A 15,408-nucleotide genomic window follows, 5' to 3' on the forward strand; every position below is an offset into this window, starting at 1 on the left:
TATTTCAATAAAATGATAAACGGGTGTGGGTGCCTAAACGCAGTGACCTTGGCTATACGCTAAATTTTGCAAACCCGTGGTGTTATTTTATAATAGCCATTTTGTTTGGCGCAGTAATTTATACCGGCACACATCCTTAAATAGATATAAACAAAGAAGCCATCCCTGGGGATGGCTTCTTTGTTTTATGATGCACCGTTTACATCAACGTTTTTCGCACTTAAATTCGGTGCTTTTTCTTCTGCTTTTGCGTGCAGTGCACCTTTATCAACCTTTATTTCTTTTGCAATCTTTCCGGCTATTTTATCAGCCCTTTTATTGATCTGCTTATCAATTTTTTTAGAAGTATCTCCAAACTCGGCAGCTAATTTTTTCAGATCGGCAACTACAGCTAACTTAATGCTATGCTTAATGGTTTTTCGTATCGACTTAACTTGTGATTTTAGATTGTCTTTTTTCATAATACAAATATATGTTTACTAAATATGTATTTAATATTATCATTATGTTAACACATTGAAAGCTACGAAATATAATTAACATTGAATAATATGATATTACCATATTTATTAAAGTTCCATTGCAAAAGAAAGGCCTACTGTCCCGCCTTGATAAGTGGGTAAAAGCAATGTGTTTTTCGGCTGCTTTTTTTTCTGTAATTCAGGTGGTATATCCCTGTTCTTTTCCTTCTGCCGCCCTGCCCTTGTCAGCCGGTTCCTGATAACCGGATAAAGCAGATAAGCACCCTTAGTTGCCAGTATACCACAACCGGCCCCGGCTATAACATCGCTGAACCAGTGATCCTGGTGATAAATCCTGAATATGCCTGTAGTTGTAGCAAATGCATAACCAAGCGCACCATACCATTCAGACTTGCCGCTCAGCTCCTGCGCCATAAATTCGGCACCGGCAAAGGCATTGGCCGTATGTCCAGATGGGAAAGAGTATCTGTTTGCTCCATTAGGGCGCAACCGATGAGTAGAACGCTTAACCGTAAAAGTGGTAAGCTGCAACATGCCCTGTGACAGCAGGTAAATGAATGTACGGTCGACAAAGGTATTTTTACCATGCACCCCTACCAAATTTAAGCCGTAGGTAAGCGCAACGGGCGCATACTGAAAGTAGTTTTCAAGATGCGAAGTAGTTATAATATCGTGCTCGTTCGCTTCTTTATAAATATAACGATCAAGCCGCCTTAAAGGCTTTGCGTAAAAAGAGGTAATGCCATAACCTACCAGCACAGCAGGCGGAATCAGGGTCCATGATTTGCTTCTTAAATGCGGCACCGTATCTGGTGCTGTAAGCAGATCTTTCTTTAAAGTATCAGCAATACTTATCTTTTTGGTAGTATCGGTTTGTTGCGCTTCAGCGCTTACAGAAATTAACAGCAGTAAAAAATAGATCAGTTTTTTCAAGGTCTCACATTAAGGTAATATTACCTAAACGTAAAACCCCTATGTGTTTGTTTTGAAAAGATACAAGTTGAACGGAATGTGTATCGGTATTTCACTAATCAAATATTACAATTCTTTGCAGCTTCCCAGCCAATGATAGCACATTTACGGTGACTACCCCAATGGTATTGGCCAATCTCGCCGGTTGAACGTATCACCCTGTGGCAGGGAATTAAAAATGCAACCGGGTTATCGCCTACCGCCGAACCTACAGCCCTGCTGGCCAGTGGGTTGTTTAAGCCTTTGGCAAGCTGCCCATAGGTAACAAGACCGCCTATAGGTACCTTTAACAAGGTTTCCCAAACTTTTAATTGAAACGGCGAACCTTTTAAATGCAGTTTTATCTCGCTTAAACGGCTCCAGTCCTGCGTGAAGATAAACAGTGCATTTTGCTGTAACGTATCTGCAAACTGATGGTACGTGGCGTTAGGAAACAATTTATACAATGCTGCAAGAGCCAGTTCCTCGCCTTCGTCAGCAAAAGCCATATAGCAAATTCCTTTCGATGTAGACGCTATCAGGATGTTGCCAAAGGCTGTTTCTGCAAAACTGTAATTGATGCTGAGATTTGCTCCCCCATTTTTGTATTCGCCGGGCGTCATACCTTCCATCTTTATAAAAAGGTCATGCAAACGTCCGGTGCCCGATAACCCTGTTTCAAACGCAGCATCAAATAACGAAGCCTGTTGTTTTAATATGCTTTTAGCATGTTCTATACTCAGGTATTGAAGAAACTGTTTAGGCGTTACGCCTGCCCACTCTTTAAACATGCGCTGAAAATGAAAAGGGCTTAGATTTACATGTTCGGCAAGCCGATCAAGTGAGGGCTGTTCTGTATGATGAATCCGTAAATAAGTTATTGCTTTGGCTATCCTGTTATAATCGGTATCTAACTGTGTTTCCATCTCTTAGCTATTATACAACAAATTTAACTTGATTATGCAAGCCGCTAAACCCGGATCTTGCTAAGATTAGTACAAATAACATGCATTATATACATACATTTTAATGCCCATGTACTATTATCGCTCAATCACTGTTCGATAACGTACAGCAAATAAAAAAGATATTTAAACAAGTTACTGATTATCAATTATTTAATTACAGGACATAGTTTTATACCATGATATATTAATCTCCAACGTTAACCTCTGCTGTTTCATCATGATTAAAAATTATTTAAAAATAGCTTTCAGGCAATTACGCAAACAAAGGCTTTATGCTGCCATTAAAATTGGTGGCTTCTCTCTTGGAATAGCTGCATGCCTGCTTATTGCCTTATATATAAAGTTTGAACTAAGTTATGACAAGGCCTATCCTGACGATGACCGTATTTACAGGGTAGTGATGTCTTACACAGGTAATGGGCGCCTGCAAAAAGGGTTGTCAATGCCAGCCCCTGCCGGGAAAGCCATTAAATCAGATTTTCCTGAAGTTGAGAAATCAGGCAGGTTAATGACCAGCCCGCTTTTTTGGGGAGCGGGTAGCAATGAGTTACGCCCTGCCGACCAGGTTCAAAATACGTATGAGGAAGGTTTCGCTTACATTGACCAGGAAACGCTGGACATCTTAAAACTATCAATGATTTACGGAAGCAATGCAAGTGCCCTTGCCGAACCGCTTACGATGCTGATCTCTAAACGTAAAGCCGATAAGTATTTCCCCGGTCAAAATCCTGTGGGTAAGGTGATGTATCTGAATGATGATAAAAGCAGGCCATATAAAATTGGCGGTGTGATGGCAAACATTCCGCAAAATTCACATCTGCGGCCGTTTGATTTCTTCCTGACCCTAACGGGAAAAGAGTTATGGCAGGGCGAACAAACCCAATGGTCGGCCTGGAATTACACAGACTATATCAAGCTAAAGCAAGGCGTAGACCCAAAAGCATTTGAGAAAAAGCTCTACAAGGGGTTAATGAAAAGCTATTTCATTCCGGAAATGGTACGACAGGGCGATATTAACGCAGCGCAAGAATCAGGTAAATTCGGAATATATTTACAACCTATATCAGATGTAAATTTAAGGTCGTATGATATTGGTGATAGCCTTACTTATGGAGATATTCGTTTTGTGTGGTTATTTGGTGCAGTAGCCGCTTTTATACTCACTATTGCCTGCATTAACTTTATCAATCTTTCAACTGCAAAATCGGCAAACAGAGCCAAAGAAGTAGGTTTAAGAAAAGTAGTAGGTTCTCATCGCAGCAGCCTGATCAATCAGTTTCTTACCGAGTCATTGATATACAGTGTAATATCATTTGTTTTAGGCGTATTAATTGCCTGGCTGCTTTTACCATATTTTAATATATTATCGTCAAGAGCGCTAACCATACCATGGTTATCATGGTGGTTTTTACCGGTCATTATTTTTTCAGCAATAATTGTTGGCCTTGCCGCAGGTCTTTACCCCGCCTTTTATTTATCTGGCTTCAAACCTGTACAGGTGCTCAAAGGTTCTGTAAGTACCGGAAGTAAAAACTCGGTGCTTAGAAATAGCCTGGTGGTGTTCCAATTCACGGTTTCCATTATCCTTATCATCAGCACCATAGTTGTGTATAATCAAATGCAATTCATTTTAAATCGTAAGGTTGGTTTTGATAAAGACCAGGTTTTACTGATACAGGGCACTAATACTTTAACAAATGATAAAGTAAAAGATCTTAAAAATGAACTGTCGAAATTATCAATGGTAAAAAGTGTTTCGATTAGTGATTATTTGCCCATCAACGGAAGCAAACGTAATGGAAATGGATTTTTTATAGAAGGACGTAATAAGCTTGACCCGGCTGTTAGCGGCCAGTTCTGGGATATCGATGATACCTATCTTAAAACATTAGGTATCAAATTGCTTGCAGGCCGCAACTTTTCTTACTCAACACTTAGCACCGACGAAAAAGGCCTTATCATTAATCAAAGCATGGCTAAAAAGCTGAATTTAATAAACCCGGTAGGAAGGCGGATTTCCAATGGTGGTGAGGTATTTACAATAATAGGCCTGGTACAGGATTTTAACTTTAATTCTATGCGCGAAGAGGTTTCGCCACTGGCATTACACTTTGGTTTAAGCCCCTCTATCGTTTCCTTAAAAATAGCCGGAACAGATGCCAGGCAAGCTATAAATGCGGTAAGTTCTGTATGGAAAAGCTTTTCGCCCGATCAGCCTATAAGATTCACCTTTATGGATGAGCAGTTTGCCAATATGTATTCAGATGTACAACGCACCGGCCATATCTTTACCAGTTTTGCTGTACTTGCCATAGCTATAGCATGTTTAGGCCTGTTTGCATTATCTGCCTTTATGGCCGAGCAGCGCAGTAAGGAAATAGGAATCAGAAAAGTATTAGGCGCCAGCATACACGGCATTACAACCATGCTCTCATTTGATTTTGTAAAGCTTGTAATAATAGCCATCCTTATTGGTTCACCAGTAGCATGGTGGGGCATGAATAAATGGCTGCAGGACTTTGCTTACCGTACGCCTATACAGTGGTGGATCTTCTTGCTTGCGGGGTTGTCTGCCATCTTTTTGGCCTTAATTACGGTAAGCTTCCAGTCGATTAAAGCCGCAATGATGAACCCTGTAAAAAGCTTAAAATCTGAATAGTTGGGGAACTATTGTCTATATAAGTTGATTTAAACACAAAAGCCACCCTTGCGGTGGCTTTTGTCATATATAAAAAGTTTTAGTTGGGGAATTTCACACCTCTGTAAGCAGAAACATTCACCGATGGAATGGTTGACCCATATTGTGCATTAATAGCTTTAATAAACTGGTTAGCTACCACTGCATAACCTCTCGGGGTTAAGTGTACGCCATCTAACGAGAACAGTCCACCTGTTATGTAAGATGAGTTTAGGCTAACACCATCAATCAATAATCCTTTTGCTTTTACATCATTCAAGAAGGTATACATATCTGCAACGGCTAAACCTTTAGAAGCGGCAACCGATTTGATCGTGTTGTTGTAAGAGTTAACGTAATCCTTAGCTATTGCTACTTCGTTTTCGTCAAGCACATATTTGTTATCTATTGGGGTGTATGGTGTTAAGCCATAAGGCAGGTTACCTGCTGGTGTAGCAACTGGGGTTCCAATTAAACTTGTAGGGAAAGTAAGCACAATTAAGTCGGTACTTTTGGCGGCTCTTGGTGCATAAGTTGTAGAAGCATCAGCTGCTGTTTTAGCATTGATGTAAATAGCCTGCACCGCCGGGTTCGCTTTTTGTACGCCTGCTAAAATTGCAGCCGGGGTTACCGTATTAAAGTAAGGTATGCTGGTTACATCTGGTATGGTAGCGCAAACACCTTTAGCACCGCCAGCAGTCATTTTAGCAATTAACGCAGTATATAATTGTGCGAAAACTGTTTTATCTGTTAATACATCTCCTGCACCGCCTGATGTTGCATAGCCAAGCGCATCGTTATTACCCAGCCAGTTGCTGAAAAATGTAAAAGGCTTTGAGGTAATAAAATCAAGATAAGTGGTATTGTGCGTACCCTCTGCTCCCGGTAATAATCTTTCGTAAAAGCCATTTAAGTTGCCGTAGGCAGCCAATGTAATGTGCAGCAACTTAATGCCCGGAACACCGTAGTTATTTAAGTCGGTACCTGTGTATTTTGCATAAGTGGTTACGTTACCAAACCCCGGGATAGGCGTTTGACCAGTAATCGCCAGGTTAGTAGTTACATTAGCTGTGATCGGCGAGCCCGTTGTTTTGTCAATGCCTGTTAAGGTTAAGTACCCTGATCCGTTTGCCTGGCTTTGGTCAAAAAGCGGTTGGGTAAATGTTCCGCCGCCAACTGATGCCATTTGTGCAGCAATCATTGACGGGTACGAATTTTTCTGTCCTTCAAGATATAAACCACCATCGGCATAACCTGCTGTGAGTGAGTTACCTACTGCAATGTATCTTGAAAAATCGGCTGAGCCATGTGTTGTTCCTGATGGGCTATTGATCTCCGGCTTGCAGCCGCCTATTGCCACTGCAGCTGCCGTTATCAGGAATATATTTTTAATGTATTGCTTGTTCATGTTGATCTGTAATTGAGCCTTTTTGACACCTGTTTAACTTGGCATTACATCAGGCTGTACTTAAACGCTTTGCTTTAACTAATAAATTCGGCTTACCAGTGATAAGCTATTGAAATACCTGGTATATATACTTCTGTTTTATAGGTACCAGAAAGTTGGGTTTCAATATTGGTTTGTGTTCTTGGTTTCAGGTACTCATATTCAAAAGATACATCCACATTAAAGTTCCTGGTAATTTTATATCCAAGGCCGCCTGTGAAATAAATCCGGTTTGCATCTGGTACTTCGGGAGTTACATAGCCATCTGCCGGTGCTGATGATGCATAACCACCACCTGCGCGGATAGCCCATTTGCTGTTATATTTTTTACTGCCTTCTGTAAAAATTGGGGTGTATTGCACACCACCACGCAGACTGTAAGAGTTTTTGTAATTACGCGGCGAATTAGTATCCTGCAAAACAGCAGTATTATTCGCATAATCAAATGAAAGCGACTTAAACACACTCCAATTGGTAAAATTGGCATCAACAGCAACAAGCCACTGCGAATTGATTTTGTAACCTAAACCAACAGATGTGGTGGCAGGCAAAGGTAAACTTGCCGAAAAGCTATTAGGCTGTGGAAAGTTAGCTTGTACCGCACCAGGCACTGTGAAAATAGCATCGCCGCCATTAATAGTTGTAGTTGCTTTTGATTTATAAGAAACACCAGCTGTTAAGCCTGTATGGGTATCCAGAAATATACCGGCATTCCAGCCGTAGCCGTGGCCATGACCTTTAAGTTCCGCCTGCCCGTCGTCGCCTGCGCTGTTAGCTAATGGTAGTGCACGTTTCAGGTTAACAGAACCCTGGCTGAAAACAAAACCACCACCCACGCTGATGTACTTGCCCAGCCTTACGCTTAACGTAGGCTGAAAGAATATTGCCTTCAGGTCAAGGCTTTCCAAAGCATATTTACCTTGCCAGTTATTTCCCCAGTTAACAAGTCCGCCAAAAGGTGTATACACCCCGATGCCGGCCTTCCAGATAGCATCTTTAGGCCCCCAAATAGCATAAGCAGAAAATGGAGTGGCTACCTCATTACTGTTGTGGTAAGTAACGTTTGACCCTGTACCCTGAAATGCAGATTTAAAAAACAGAGGGCTTATACCGCCTTGTACATAATTGTCGGGCAGTTGCGCAACTGCTCCCGGGTTAAAAAAAATGGCAGCTCCATCCTGCGCTAAACCTGTCCCCGTATGGCCCATACCGATCTGTTGCTGACCGGCCAGATTTACCTGAAATCCTTGTCCATACACCCCTGCCGTTATCAATAACGACAATAGCGTTAGTAATTTTCCTCTCATACAATAATAAAATAGGTTTTCTTAGGTGCTTTACAATTGGTATTAAAGCGTATAACACATAAAAGTAGTTGGCAAACTTATCAAAAAAAGGTTTAAAGAGCGGATATATTCGTCAAAAAGTCGGTTTTTGATTTAAGCCTTTGTAACAATCGGCCACTTAAAATTTCAGACATTAGCATAAATTGAATATGTTTAGCCATTATTTAGAAGCTACATCTCCGTTTAATGAAAAAAATTGCGCAACTGAGTTTTCCCAAATTCGTTGATCTTTATGCCGATAAATCTGTTGGTACAGATTTTTTTATAACTGAAGAAAAACAATTACTTGAATTAAGCGAATACCCCTACCGTTCTGAAGGCTATATTATAGGTATATGTACACGCGGCACAGCCAAAGTGGAAGTAAACCTGCAGATCTATGATGCCCGTACAGATGCCATGCTACTGGCAACCCCTTTTCATGTGCTGCGTATTTATGATGCCAGTCCGGATTTTTTATGCCGTTTTGTGGTTTTCACAAAAGCTTTCCTTACAGAGCATAATACTAACAGCCACTTTATAGAATCATTCAGTTATTTTAACACTTCATCAACCCCGGTTATTTATTTAAATGATAAAAGCGCCGAACCGTTGTTAGAGCTGTATGACCTGATCCGGAAAACACTGCAGCGCGAAGATCACCCTTACCGTACCGAGATTTCGAGAAACCTGCTGACCATATTGCTATATGAAGTAGCGGCCGACTATGAGCAGCAGCACGTGATTATTAAGAACAAGCTTACCCGTAAACAGGAACTGAATAACTTATTTCAGGATCTGGTATTTAGCCGGTATAAAGAACACCGCAATGTGCAGTACTATGCCGAAGCTTTATTTGTTTCGCCAAAACACCTAACAGAAACCATTAAAGAAGTAACCGGCAAAACCGCAGGCGAATGGATAGATGATGCCGTGGTTCTGGAAGCTAAAGTTCTGCTACGTAACCATGATTTCAGCGTGGCACAAATAGCGGAGGAAATTAATTTCCCAGATCAATCATCTTTTGGGAAATACTTCAAAAAGCAAACCGGCTTGTCCCCGTCAGAATATCGCGTAAAAGCGAACGGGTGACTCTGGTATCAGTTTCCGGGTTTCCCTGTTTCTGAGATTTCTGTCTCGTAGTATTTCTTTTACAGGGAACAAAAAACACGAACCTCGGAACTCACACCTCGCAACAAAAAAACACCCTTCCGATTTTTTGACCAACAGAACCGCATTTCTGCCCTTTTTTAGTTGTGGCTTACCTATAATTTTGGCATTGATAAAGATACCCGTTCCACAAGTGGTATCAATCTGCCAATTAACCTATAAATAAAATGAAAGTATTAGTTTGTATTAGCCAGGTGCCCGATACGGTGACTAAAATTGTTTTAAAAGACAATAATACAGCTGTTGAAGAGAATGGTGTAACCTATATTATTAATCCTTACGACGAATGGTATGCGCTTGTACGCGCCCTCGAACTCAAGGAAAGCGGTATTGTAGAAGCGGTTCACGTAATTATGGTGGGCAGGGCCAATACCGAAGCTACCATACGTAAAGCATTAGCCATTGGCGGCGATGAAGCCATCCGTATAGATGCAGACAGTAATGATTGCTACCAGATTGCAAGCTACATTGCCGACTATGCAAAGGCTGAAGGATACGGCTTAGTCCTTTGCGGTAAAGAATCCATTGATTATGCTAACGGTGCCGTAGGCCCAATGCTGGCAGAGTTACTGGATACCGATTTCATTGGTTTTGCTACCAATATTGCAGTTGATGGCAACACAGCTACGGTGAAGCGCGAAATTGACGGCGGCGAAGAAACAGATTCGGCTAATTTGCCGTTGGTCATATCATGCCAAAAAGGTGTTGCAGAAGCCCGCATCCCTAACATGCGCGGTATTATGACAGCGCGTACCAAACCTTTAAAAACGGTTACACCGTCTGCTGTTGATGCAGTAACTAAAGTATCGCGTTATGAAATGCCGCCGGCAAAAGCAGGTGTGAAACTCATCGCGCCGGATCAGATGGACGAACTGGTTAACCTGTTACACAGCGAAGCCAAAGTTATTTAACCTTAAAGCTTAAAAAGATGTCAGTAATTGTTTTAATAGAACATACCGAAGGAACTATAAAAAAGAAAAGCCTCGAGGCAGTACAATATGCCGCTGGTATTGCTAATAAATTAGGTACAAGCGCCACTGCTGTAGCTACCGGCACCATAACCGAAGATGAACTGAAAAGCCTTGGTCAATACGGCGCAAATAAAGTATTGCATGTTGCCGATGACCGCCTGAATGACTTACATGCACGCGCCGTTACACGTGTTTTGGTTGCTGCTGCAAAGCAGGAAAACAGCCCGGTTATTGTAACCCTGCATGATGTTAACGGCCGTACTATAGCGCCGCGCGTGGCCGTACAATTAAAAGCCGGATTAATCAGCGGTGCATTATCGCTGCCTGATACCGGTAATAATTTCGAGACCAAAAAATCAGCATTCTCAGGTAAGGCTTTTGCTTATGTAACCGCCCCAACCGAAGTAAAGGTGATCATGCTTGCCCCAAATACCTTCCCGCTTCAAAAAGGCGAAGGTAATGCCACAGTAGAGCCCTTTAACGTGAGCTTTGAGGATAAAGACTTCGGCATTAAAGTGCAATCTGTTGATAAAGTAACCGGAGAAGTTCCGCTTGCAGATGCCGAACTGGTAGTTTCAGGCGGCCGCGGAATGAAAGGCCCTGAAAATTGGGGATTAATTGAAAACCTTGCACATGAGCTTGGTGCGGCTACGGCTTGCTCGCGCCCGGTGGCAGATTCACACTGGCGCCCACACCACGAACATGTTGGCCAAACTGGTGGCACCATACGCCCTAATCTTTACATTGCGGCCGGTATTTCGGGTGCTATACAGCATTTGGCGGGAGTAAGCGGGTCTAAAACCATTGTAGTAATCAACAAAGACCCGGAGGCGCCTTTCTTTAAAGCGGCAAACTATGGCGTTGTTGGCGACGTTATGGAAGTACTGCCCCGTTTAACAGAAGCAGTTAAAAAATTCAAGGCCGAACACCATTAATATAAGTTATGCGCGTTTATTATGAAGGACAGGTTTTATGGTCGCAGATTGATGCCAATCAGCACATGCGGCACTCTGCTTACGCAGATGTAGCTGCGCAAGCCCGGCTTAATATGCTCGAAGAAGTGGGTTTAAATCCGCTTACCTTGCTTAATGCACGAATAGGGCCTGTACTTTTTAAAGAAGAATTATTTTACCTGCGCGAAATTGCGCTTGGCGACATCATAAAGGTTGGCTGCGAGCTTTACCGCTCAAGAGCAGATGGCTCGCGCTGGTCGATAAGGCATGAAATATACCGTGGCGATGACGTTAAGGCGGCCATTATAAATGTAGACGGCGCATGGATAGATATGGATAAACGTAAGCTTACCTTATTACCAGAGGAGCTGAGTGCCTTATTTGCCGCTTCGCCGCGCAGCAGTGATTATGTAGAAGAAACTGTAAAGCCTAAAGAATAAAAATTCAAAACCTTCACTATTTAAATAGATACTATGAGTTTAAAAGAAAGCTTTGATCAAGCCGTTAAAGAAAGTAAAGAATTAACCAAACGCCCGGATAACGAAACACTGCTGAAAATGTACAGCCTATATAAACAGGCAACCGAAGGCGACATGCCTGCCGATACCCCTGCACCCGGTATGTTTGATTTTGTGAATAAAGCTAAACACGATGCCTGGAAAAGCCGCAGCGGCACTTCGTCTGAAGCAGCAATGGAAGAATACATTCAGATTTTTCAACAACTGAAAGGCGCATAACCGCTAAATCCGAGTTTTTGACAAATCATTCCGTCTTATATCCCTTTTTTATCTCAACAGAAAAGGGATATTTGCTTATAACCAATTAATAACTGTCTACTGTCGTTCTACCTTTTGTTTCTGCGACAGTAGCCATACATACATTTTTATTACCGCTTATATGAGTTCTAAAAGAATCATAAAGAAGGTTGCCGTACTTGGCTCTGGCGTAATGGGCAGCCGTATTGCATGTCATTTCGCCAACATAGGCATGCAGGTACTGCTGCTTGATATTGTAGCCAAAGATGCCGACGCTAAATCCAGAAATAAACTGGTGAACGATGCGCTTACAGCGGCCTTAAAATCAAACCCGTCCCCTATTTACAGTAAATCATTTGCAAAAAATATCACTACCGGCAACTTTGAAGATGATATGCCCAAAATTGCGGATTGCGATTGGGTGATTGAAGTTGTTGTAGAACGCCTGGACATTAAAAAACTGGTGTTTGAACAGGTTGAAAAGCATCGCAAAGCCAGTACCCTGATTACTTCAAATACTTCGGGCATTCCGATACATTTAATGACCGAGGGCCGAAGCGAAGATTTCAGAAAGCACTTTTGCGGCACTCACTTTTTCAATCCGCCGCGCTATTTAAAATTGCTGGAGATTATTCCAACTAACGAAACCGCGCCAGAAGTTGTTGATTTTCTAATGCACTTCGGTGAAAAATATTTAGGCAAGACGACAGTTTTGGCCAAAGATACACCTGCATTTATCGGTAACCGTATCGGTGTGTTCAGCATCATGAGCATTTTGCACTATGCTGAAAAAACAGGCATTACCATAGAAGAGATAGATAAGCTGACTGGCCCGGTTATCGGCCATCCAAAATCTGCCACTTTCCGCACCAGTGATGTGGTTGGTTTAGATACTATGGTACATGTAGCCAACGGCTTAAGCCAAAACGTACGCGATGATGAAGCTAAAGAGCTTTTCCAGATACCCGAGTTCGTAACCAAAATGGTGACTAACAACTGGCTGGGCAGCAAAAGCGGCCAGGGTTTCTACAAAAAGGAAAAAGTTGACGGTGCTAACCAGTTCTATACCCTTGATCTGAAAACGCTCGAATATCAGCCATCAAAAAAGGTAAAATTCCCATCATTGGAAACTACCAAAACTATTGATAAGCTAAGCGACCGCATGAAGGTGCTTTTCGCTGCTAAAGATAAAGCAGGCGAATTTTACCGTGCTATATTTTACCAGTTGTTTGCTTATGCCAGCAACCGCATCCCAGAGATAACCGACGACCTCTATAAAATAGATGCCGCCATGAATGCGGGCTTCGGCTGGGAAACCGGACCATTTGAAAAATGGGACACGCTTGGTGTTGAAGCTACTTTGAAAGCAATGGAAACTAATGGGCTTAAACCCGCACAATGGGTTTATGATATGCTGCAAAGCGGTGCGCAAAGCTTTTATAAAGTAGAAAACGGCAAACGCCTTTACTACGATATCCCTTCAAAGACCTATAAAGTTATTCCGGGTACAGAAGAGTTTATTTTGCTGGATAATATCCGTGCCACCAACACCATCTGGAAAAACAGCGGTACTACTATCACTGATATTGGCGATGGCATCATCAACCTGGAGTTCCACACCAAGATGAACACCATTGGCAGCGAGATCATCGAAGGCATTAATAAAGCAATTACCCTTGCCGAGCAAAGCTATAAAGGCCTCGTAATCTCTAACGAAGGAGCAAACTTCAGCGCAGGTGCCAACGTGGGCATGATCTTTATGATGGCCGTTGAGCAGGAGTTTGAAGAGCTGAACATGGTGATCAAAGCATTTCAGAACACCATGATGCGCATCCGTTATTCATCGGTTCCAGTTGTTGCAGCACCACATCAAATGGCGTTAGGCGGCGGTTGCGAATTATGCTTACATGCCGACAAGGTTGTGGCTCATGCCGAGCTGTACATGGGTCTTGTTGAGTTTGGTGTTGGATTAATCCCCGGTGGTGGTGGTACCAAGGAGTTTGCTTTGCGTTTAAGCGATGAATTGCAGGATGGCGATATCGAACTCAATAACTTCCGCGACAGGTTTTTAACCATTGGCCAGGCTAAGGTATCAACCTCTGCTTACGAAGCATTTGAGTTAGGTTACCTTAAAAAAGGCCGCGACGTGGTGGTTGTATCACGAAACAGGGTATTGTCTGAAGCAAAAAGGCAGTGCCTCGTACTGGCAGACGAAGGCTATGTACAGCCCGTTCAACGAAAAGATATCAAAGTATTAGGCAAATCAGCATTAGGCTTAGGATATGTAGGTGCTAACAGTATGTACAGCGGTAATTATATCAGCGAACATGATGTAAAGATTTCGCAAAAACTGGCTTATGTAATGGCTGGTGGCGACCTTTCGCAGCCATCATTAGTAAGCGAAGAATACCTGCTGAACCTGGAGCGTGAAGCATTTTTGCAATTATGTGCCGAGCGGAAAACTTTGGAACGTATCCAGTCTATCCTTACCGGCGGTAAAGTATTAAGAAATTAAAAGAGATTATCATGGACGCATATATAGTAGCAGCCAGTCGCAGCGCAGTGGGCAAAGCCACCCGTGGCGGGTTCAGGTTTACAAGGCCCGATACCCTGGCTGCAGACGTGATTAAACATTTGGTGGCATCTGTGCCCAATGTTGATAAAGAACAGATCAAAGATGTAATTGTGGGCAATGCCACACCAGAAGCTGAACAGGGTTTAAATGTCGGCAGGTTAATTTCGCTCATGGCACTGGATACCGATAAAGTACCTGGCATGACAGTTAACCGCTATTGTGCTTCAGGTTTGGAAACCATTGCCATAGCATCATCTAAAATACATGCCGGTATTGCCGACTGCATCATTGCAGGTGGTGTTGAAAGTATGAGCTTGTTACCTATGGGTGGCTGGCGTATTGTACCCAACGCAGATGTTGCCATTGCACACCCTGATTATTATTGGGGCATGGGCTTAACAGCCGAGGCTGTTGCAAAAGAATACAATATTGGCCGCGATGAACAAGATCAGTTTGCCTATAATTCGCATCAGAAAGCAATTAAGGCAATTACCGAAGGCAAGTTTAAAGACCAGATTGTCCCGGTAACAGTATCAGAAACCTACGTTGACGAAAACGGTAAAAAGAAAACACGCGAATTTACTGTTGACACAGATGAAGGCCCTCGCGCTGATACTTCGCTTGATGCATTGGCAAAGCTTAAACCTGTGTTTGATGCTAAAGGCATGGTTACCGCAGGTAATTCATCACAAACAAGTGATGGTGCTGCTTTTGTAATGGTTGTAAGCGAACGTTTCTTAAAAGCAAACAACCTTACCCCTATTGCACGCCTGGTTAATTACGCCGTAGTTGGTGTACCACCACGCATTATGGGTATCGGTCCATTATACGCGATACCTGAAGTACTGAAAAAAGCCGGGATGAAACAAGATGACATTGAGCTTTTTGAACTGAATGAGGCCTTCGCCTCGCAATCATTAGCCATTATTAAAGGACTTGGCTTAAACCAGGATATTGTAAACGTAAACGGCGGTGCTATTGCCCTGGGACATCCTCTTGGTTGTTCGGGTGCGAAACTATCTGTCCAGATTTTTGACGAATTGAAGAAACGCAATCAAAAGTATGGCATGGTTACCATGTGTGTAGGCACAGGCCAGGGCGCAGCGGGTATTTTCGAACTATTAAATTAATTAA

General features: G+C 42.5%; 14 protein-coding genes. 9 read left to right on the forward strand and 5 right to left on the reverse strand.

Annotation, left to right across the window (positions count from 1 at the left end; translation table 11 throughout):
• The first annotated feature begins 29 nt into the window (after nucleotides 1-29).
• Nucleotides 30-140, forward strand: a complete 111-nt coding sequence (locus PQ461_RS21240) for a hypothetical protein (protein WP_443192770.1) — start codon at nucleotides 30-32, stop codon at nucleotides 138-140.
• Between the two features lie 45 nt (nucleotides 141-185).
• On the opposite strand, the gene PQ461_RS13065 is transcribed toward PQ461_RS21240, so the two are convergent.
• The 3 genes from PQ461_RS13065 to PQ461_RS13075 all read right to left on the reverse strand — a co-directional run bounded on the left by PQ461_RS13065 (nucleotide 186) and on the right by PQ461_RS13075 (nucleotide 2,359).
• The gene (locus PQ461_RS13065; RefSeq protein WP_274205966.1) at nucleotides 186-461 is read right to left on the reverse strand and encodes a hypothetical protein; all 276 of its coding nucleotides are present in this window, start codon (nucleotides 459-461) and stop codon (nucleotides 186-188) included.
• 108 nt (nucleotides 462-569) lie between these two features.
• The gene (locus tag PQ461_RS13070; RefSeq protein WP_274205967.1) at nucleotides 570-1,415 is read right to left on the reverse strand and encodes a phosphatase PAP2 family protein; all 846 of its coding nucleotides are present in this window, start codon (nucleotides 1,413-1,415) and stop codon (nucleotides 570-572) included.
• 98 nt (nucleotides 1,416-1,513) lie between these two features.
• Nucleotides 1,514-2,359 carry a methylated-DNA--[protein]-cysteine S-methyltransferase gene (locus PQ461_RS13075; RefSeq protein WP_274205968.1) on the reverse strand — a complete coding sequence of 282 codons (846 nt, stop codon included), beginning with the start codon at nucleotides 2,357-2,359 and terminating at the stop codon, nucleotides 1,514-1,516.
• 259 nt (nucleotides 2,360-2,618) lie between these two features.
• Here PQ461_RS13075 and PQ461_RS13080 point away from each other — a divergent pair, with 259 nt between their 5' ends.
• Nucleotides 2,619-5,060 carry an ABC transporter permease gene (locus PQ461_RS13080; protein ID WP_274205969.1) on the forward strand — a complete coding sequence of 814 codons (2,442 nt, stop codon included), beginning with the start codon at nucleotides 2,619-2,621 and terminating at the stop codon, nucleotides 5,058-5,060.
• Nucleotides 5,061-5,139: 79 nt separating this feature from the next.
• On the opposite strand, the gene PQ461_RS13085 is transcribed toward PQ461_RS13080, so the two are convergent.
• Nucleotides 5,140-6,486, reverse strand: coding sequence for an SGNH/GDSL hydrolase family protein (locus PQ461_RS13085; protein WP_274205970.1), 1,347 nt, complete (start codon nucleotides 6,484-6,486; stop codon nucleotides 5,140-5,142).
• A 92-nt stretch (nucleotides 6,487-6,578) separates the two neighbouring features.
• Nucleotides 6,579-7,832: an OmpP1/FadL family transporter gene (locus tag PQ461_RS13090; RefSeq protein ID WP_274205971.1), complete on the reverse strand. Its 1,254-nt coding sequence runs from the start codon at nucleotides 7,830-7,832 to the stop codon at nucleotides 6,579-6,581.
• A 225-nt stretch (nucleotides 7,833-8,057) separates the two neighbouring features.
• Between PQ461_RS13090 and PQ461_RS13095 the strand changes: the two genes are divergently transcribed.
• From PQ461_RS13095 to PQ461_RS13125, 7 genes are all read left to right on the forward strand, one after another.
• Entirely contained in the window at nucleotides 8,058-8,942 is an 885-nt protein-coding gene (locus tag PQ461_RS13095) for a helix-turn-helix domain-containing protein (RefSeq protein WP_274205972.1), read from the forward strand.
• A 245-nt stretch (nucleotides 8,943-9,187) separates the two neighbouring features.
• Nucleotides 9,188-9,931: an electron transfer flavoprotein subunit beta/FixA family protein gene (locus PQ461_RS13100; protein ID WP_274205973.1), complete on the forward strand. Its 744-nt coding sequence runs from the start codon at nucleotides 9,188-9,190 to the stop codon at nucleotides 9,929-9,931.
• Between the two features lie 17 nt (nucleotides 9,932-9,948).
• Nucleotides 9,949-10,926: an electron transfer flavoprotein subunit alpha/FixB family protein gene (locus PQ461_RS13105; protein ID WP_274205974.1), complete on the forward strand. Its 978-nt coding sequence runs from the start codon at nucleotides 9,949-9,951 to the stop codon at nucleotides 10,924-10,926.
• A gap of 8 nt (nucleotides 10,927-10,934) precedes the next feature.
• On the forward strand, nucleotides 10,935-11,384 hold the full coding sequence (locus PQ461_RS13110; RefSeq protein ID WP_274205975.1) for an acyl-CoA thioesterase: 450 nt from the start codon (nucleotides 10,935-10,937) through the stop codon (nucleotides 11,382-11,384).
• 33 nt (nucleotides 11,385-11,417) lie between these two features.
• Nucleotides 11,418-11,681 (forward strand): acyl-CoA-binding protein, encoded by a 264-nt coding sequence (locus PQ461_RS13115; protein ID WP_274205976.1) that lies wholly within the window; start codon nucleotides 11,418-11,420, stop codon nucleotides 11,679-11,681.
• A gap of 160 nt (nucleotides 11,682-11,841) precedes the next feature.
• Entirely contained in the window at nucleotides 11,842-14,214 is a 2,373-nt protein-coding gene (locus tag PQ461_RS13120) for a 3-hydroxyacyl-CoA dehydrogenase/enoyl-CoA hydratase family protein (RefSeq protein ID WP_274205977.1), read from the forward strand.
• An 11-nt stretch (nucleotides 14,215-14,225) separates the two neighbouring features.
• Nucleotides 14,226-15,404, forward strand: a complete 1,179-nt coding sequence (locus PQ461_RS13125) for an acetyl-CoA C-acyltransferase (protein ID WP_274205978.1) — start codon at nucleotides 14,226-14,228, stop codon at nucleotides 15,402-15,404.
• Nucleotides 15,405-15,408: the final 4 nt, after the last annotated feature.

It is taken from the genome of Mucilaginibacter sp. KACC 22063 (assembly GCF_028736115.1).
Lineage (GTDB): Bacteria > Bacteroidota > Bacteroidia > Sphingobacteriales > Sphingobacteriaceae > Mucilaginibacter.

Bases quoted from the DNA above. Each gene is read 5' to 3' on its own strand.
- PQ461_RS13065 (WP_274205966.1), bottom strand. From the start codon at position 461: ATGAAAAAAGACAATCTAAAATCACAAGTTAAGTCGATACGAAAAACC.
- PQ461_RS13075 (WP_274205968.1), bottom strand. From the start codon at position 2,359: ATGGAAACACAGTTAGATACCGATTATAACAGGATAGCCAAAGCAATA.
- PQ461_RS13080 (WP_274205969.1), top strand. From the start codon at position 2,619: ATGATTAAAAATTATTTAAAAATAGCTTTCAGGCAATTACGCAAACAA.
- PQ461_RS13085 (WP_274205970.1), bottom strand. From the start codon at position 6,486: ATGAACAAGCAATACATTAAAAATATATTCCTGATAACGGCAGCTGCA.
- PQ461_RS13090 (WP_274205971.1), bottom strand. From the start codon at position 7,832: ATGAGAGGAAAATTACTAACGCTATTGTCGTTATTGATAACGGCAGGG.
- PQ461_RS13095 (WP_274205972.1), top strand. From the start codon at position 8,058: ATGAAAAAAATTGCGCAACTGAGTTTTCCCAAATTCGTTGATCTTTAT.
- PQ461_RS13100 (WP_274205973.1), top strand. From the start codon at position 9,188: ATGAAAGTATTAGTTTGTATTAGCCAGGTGCCCGATACGGTGACTAAA.
- PQ461_RS13105 (WP_274205974.1), top strand. From the start codon at position 9,949: ATGTCAGTAATTGTTTTAATAGAACATACCGAAGGAACTATAAAAAAG.
- PQ461_RS13110 (WP_274205975.1), top strand. From the start codon at position 10,935: ATGCGCGTTTATTATGAAGGACAGGTTTTATGGTCGCAGATTGATGCC.
- PQ461_RS13115 (WP_274205976.1), top strand. From the start codon at position 11,418: ATGAGTTTAAAAGAAAGCTTTGATCAAGCCGTTAAAGAAAGTAAAGAA.
- PQ461_RS13120 (WP_274205977.1), top strand. From the start codon at position 11,842: ATGAGTTCTAAAAGAATCATAAAGAAGGTTGCCGTACTTGGCTCTGGC.
- PQ461_RS13125 (WP_274205978.1), top strand. From the start codon at position 14,226: ATGGACGCATATATAGTAGCAGCCAGTCGCAGCGCAGTGGGCAAAGCC.